This window comes from Comamonas sp., from assembly GCF_036643215.1.
Lineage (GTDB): Bacteria > Pseudomonadota > Gammaproteobacteria > Burkholderiales > Burkholderiaceae_C > Comamonas.
On record NZ_JAVXSJ010000073.1, the window covers coordinates 1 to 3,939 of the forward strand.

Sequence of the window (3,939 nt, forward strand, 5' to 3'; positions counted from 1 at the left end):
CTGGGCCACGCCGTGCTGTGCGCAGAGCCTCTGGTGGGCGACGAGCCGTTTGCCGTCATTCTGGCCGACGACTTGATGACCGGTGACAACGGTGGCCCCGGCGTGATGGCGCAGATGACGGCCGCCTTCCAGAAGCAAGGCCGCTCGCTGCTGGCCGTTCAGGAAGTGCCACTGGAGCACACCAAGCGCTACGGCATCGTCAAGGGTGAGCCTGCCGGTGGCCCGCTGATGCGTATTGACGAAATCGTGGAAAAACCCGCGCCAGAAGTGGCCCCATCACGCATGGGTGTAGCAGGCCGCTATGTGCTGACGCCCCGCATTTTTGATGAGATCCGCAACCAGCCCAAGGGCGTTGGCGGCGAAATTCAGCTGACCGATGCCATTGAGCGCCTGATGCAGCACGAAGCCATCTACGCCTTCCAGTACGCCGGCAAGCGCTATGACTGCGGCAGCAAAGAAGGTTTTTTGCAAGCCACCGTGGAGCTCGCATTGCAGCACGCTGACGTGGGCAGCAGCTTCCGCGAGTACCTCAAGACTTTGAGCCTGTAAAAGCACTCACCCCAAAGCAAAAGGCCTGCAATTGCAGGCCTTTTTTGCGTCATCAGCTCTCAAGTCAAGAGAAATACTCAACGACGCTTGAGAATGTGGATGAACTCATCACCCACGGTCTGCTGCTCGACCAGCTCATTGCCCGTCTGTTTGGCAAAGGCCTGAAAGTCACGAATAGAACCGGTATCGGTCGCCACTACCTTCAGCAGTTGACCGCTTTGCATGGCAGCCAGTGCCTTCTTGGCTTTGAGAATGGGCAGCGGACAGTTCAGGCCGCGGGTATCAACTTCTTGGTCTACTTGCATGGGCGTGGTTTCCTCGTCAATCCCGATTGTAGAAAGACCGGTCGCTGGCCGTGCCAGCACGGTCTTTACCTAGGCCCGCAAATACAACCCTTGAACACCCCTTGAGACATCGGCGCGATGCCTTGTCGTACTTTTACGGCCTGCGGCTTTGCGTCTTGTCTCAACCGCAACCTTGGGTTTTCTGGGCCGTGTTCGCAGCTCTTAATCAATCACAGGGGCGACTGTAAAGCGCGGATCTTCACTCCATAAGCGCACGGGCCACTTGGCAGGGTCAGGTTCCGGGTTCTGACTAGGCCTGAAGGCACCAAAACGCGGCTCAAAGCCTTTTTGCTTGATCCACTCTGCCAGGGCATAACCCGTGCCTGCAGGCCAGCACAGCGACTCCTCAGCCGTCTGCCAGCGGTATTCCAGCAGCTCTGGCGAAAGCTTCACATCTTCAGCGCGGCCTTCTACCAGCACGTGATAGGCAATCAGTACCTGGTTCATGCGCAAAAACTCCGAGCAGCACAAAAGACGCAGTGCCTTGGCACGTAAACCGGTTTCTTCCATCACTTCACGGCAAATACCCGCTTCAGGCGATTCACCTGCTTCCATAAAACCGGTGATCAGGCCAAACACACCCTCTTGCCACAGCGCATTGCGCGCCAGCAGAACACGGCCATCTGCCCCCTCAACCACCGCAGCCAATACGGGGGTCGGATTGCCCCAATGCGTAAACCCGCAGCTTGGGCAACGCAGGCGTTGCACCTCGCCGCTGTCTTCATTGGCAACAATCCACTGCAGCTCGGTGGCGCAGTTGGAGCAAAAACGAACTTCATAGGCCATCCAGCTCTCTCCTTATTCTTTGTTTTGATAGCAGCCAGCGCTTGTTAGATAAGCGCCAGCCGCCATTTAGAGCTTGCTTCATCGCTAAGGCAATCGCCTCAGCGACAAAGATCAGGCGGGGAACACGCCTGTAGAGAGGTAACGGTCGCCCCGGTCGCACACCACAAAAACAATGGTGGCGTTTTCTTCGCGCTTGGCAATTTCCTGCGCAACCCACAGCGCCCCGGCGGCCGAGATACCGGCAAAAATGCCTTCCTCGCAAGCCATGCGGCGGGCCATGTCCTCGGCATCATCCTGAGACACATAGACCATCTCATCGACCAGCGATGCGTCATAGATCTTGGGCAGATATTCCTCAGGCCACTTGCGAATGCCAGGAATGCGCGAACCTTCGGAGGGCTGGGCACCCACGATCTTGATGTCTGGGTTCTTTTCCTTAAGGAACCTGGCCACGCCAGTGATGGTGCCAGTCGTGCCCATGGCGCTTACAAAGTGCGTGATCTCGCCGCCCGTCTGCTCCCACAGTTCAGGGCCGGTCGTTTCGTAGTGGGCGCGGGGATTGTCGGGATTGGCAAACTGGTCAAGCACCACGCCCTTGCCCTGCTTGACCATCTGGTCAGCCAGATCGCGGGCATATTCCATGCCGCCGCTCTTGGGCGTCAGAATCAGCTCGGCGCCATAAGCCTTCATGGTCTGGGCGCGCTCAATGGACAGGTCTTCGGGCATGATCAAAATCATGTGGTAGCCCTTGATGGCAGCCGCCATGGCCAAGGCAATGCCGGTGTTGCCCGACGTAGCCTCAATCAATGAGTCACCCGGCTTGATCTCACCACGCTCTTCAGCGCGCTGAATCATGGACAGCGCAGGCCGGTCCTTGACGGAGCCAGCCGGGTTGTTGCCCTCAAGCTTGCCCAGCACCACGTTACCGCGCTCGCGATTTGCATCCGCGCCAATGCGTTGCAATGCCACCAGCGGCGTGTGACCGATAGCATGTTCGATGGTCATATAAGTTTTCATGCCCAATACTGTGCCATAATTCACGTCTGCGCTAAGCAAGCCCGGGTGGTGAAATTGGTAGACGCAGGGGACTCAAAATCCCCCACCGAAAGGTGTGCCGGTTCGATTCCGGCCCCGGGCACCAAATACAAAAAGCCGTTAAGTTCCAAAGACTTAACGGCTTTTTCGTTTGAATTTTCGCCTTTCAACTGCGTCCGTTTTACAAAGAAATAGGCGCATAGAAAAAAGACCGTAGGCGCAAAAAACCATAAGGCCGTCAGCGCTAATCCCTTTCATCCACACAGCTTCCGCCGCTTGGCCATCTTCAGCGGTTGAAATGAGAGCGTTTGCTCACCAATAGAAACGCGCCATATACTGTACAAATATCCAGTACATGTATGCATGCCATGCCAGCAAAGAACGCGATAGGTGAGCAATTTCAGAGTGACATAGATGAGCTGAGCACATCTGTGTCAGCGCTCTGTGAATTGCTGGCAGCAGCACAAAACTCACGGATCAGTGCGGCGGCTGTGCATGCGATCCTCAAGCCAATGGCTCGCAAGCTGGACAATGTCGCAGGCACCGCTGCAGACATGGCGACGCTGCCTAAATCCTCGTAATTTCTCGTAATTAAATCCAGCCCCCTGATTCTTCTCAGCGCTAGGACTGGCTTCATTTGCAGGTTGCCGACCGGCTCGTAATTTGCGCCCCACGAAGCGGGCAGGCGCGGCGGGGGCGTCATGGCGCGCCACGGGGTTAAAGGACGACTGACTTCAGGATGATGAGGGGAACCAGTAGGTGCTTGAAATCAAGGCAACGGCAGCATAAAGCGTCACCTCGTTCTCTTCCGATTGAGTGCCGTTCGCGCTTGCGAATCGCATATGCTCTCGAACGGAGATGGAGAATGGAAAAGTGAATTCAGAAAATAAGCCAGCCGCTACGCACACTGATCATCAAGCCAGCCAGAATGATGCGTTGAACGCAACACATACAGGCTCAAGCGCAGGAATTAGCCTTGGTGCTTCTAACGGCGAAAGCGCCAGTAGTAAGTTACGTGACTATGCACTGGAGAATCCCGCCAAAACGCTTTCAATGTGCGTGCTCACATTTGGCGGGATTCTAATGCTGATCTACTTCTTCCGCATCGAGTTTCTGCCCGATATCAATCTGGAATCGGCAACAACTTTGCTATATGCAGTGTCAGTACTTGGTGGCGTTGTTGCATAAATCAGTCTGCGCGAGCCGCTAGGCTCGCCGCATGAGC

General features: G+C 56.0%; 6 protein-coding genes and 1 tRNA gene. 4 read left to right on the forward strand and 3 right to left on the reverse strand.

Annotated elements, in window-relative coordinates:
- Positions 1–549, forward strand: a 549-nt coding sequence (locus RSF91_RS19570; RefSeq protein WP_332569971.1) for a UTP--glucose-1-phosphate uridylyltransferase, incomplete at its 5' end; no start/stop codon positions are given.
- 77 nt (positions 550–626) lie between these two features.
- Here RSF91_RS19570 and RSF91_RS19575 read toward each other — a convergent pair.
- The 3 genes from RSF91_RS19575 to cysM form a co-directional block, all read right to left on the reverse strand.
- Positions 627–854 carry a sulfurtransferase TusA family protein gene (locus RSF91_RS19575; protein ID WP_099736099.1) on the reverse strand — a complete coding sequence of 76 codons (228 nt, stop codon included), beginning with the start codon at positions 852–854 and terminating at the stop codon, positions 627–629.
- Positions 855–1,055: 201 nt separating this feature from the next.
- Entirely contained in the window at positions 1,056–1,679 is a 624-nt protein-coding gene (locus tag RSF91_RS19580) for an NUDIX domain-containing protein (RefSeq protein WP_332569972.1), read from the reverse strand.
- A 111-nt stretch (positions 1,680–1,790) separates the two neighbouring features.
- Positions 1,791–2,696, reverse strand: a complete 906-nt coding sequence (gene cysM / locus RSF91_RS19585; RefSeq protein WP_332569973.1) for a cysteine synthase CysM — start codon at positions 2,694–2,696, stop codon at positions 1,791–1,793.
- Between the two features lie 39 nt (positions 2,697–2,735).
- Here cysM and RSF91_RS19590 point away from each other — a divergent pair.
- The 3 genes from RSF91_RS19590 (at position 2,736) to RSF91_RS19600 (ending at position 3,902) form a co-directional block, all read left to right on the forward strand.
- A tRNA-Leu gene (locus RSF91_RS19590) sits at positions 2,736–2,820 on the forward strand.
- Positions 2,821–3,082: 262 nt separating this feature from the next.
- Positions 3,083–3,295, forward strand: a complete 213-nt coding sequence (locus tag RSF91_RS19595) for a hypothetical protein (protein ID WP_332569974.1) — start codon at positions 3,083–3,085, stop codon at positions 3,293–3,295.
- 292 nt (positions 3,296–3,587) lie between these two features.
- The gene (locus tag RSF91_RS19600; RefSeq protein ID WP_332569975.1) at positions 3,588–3,902 is read left to right on the forward strand and encodes a hypothetical protein; all 315 of its coding nucleotides are present in this window, start codon (positions 3,588–3,590) and stop codon (positions 3,900–3,902) included.
- Positions 3,903–3,939: the final 37 nt, after the last annotated feature.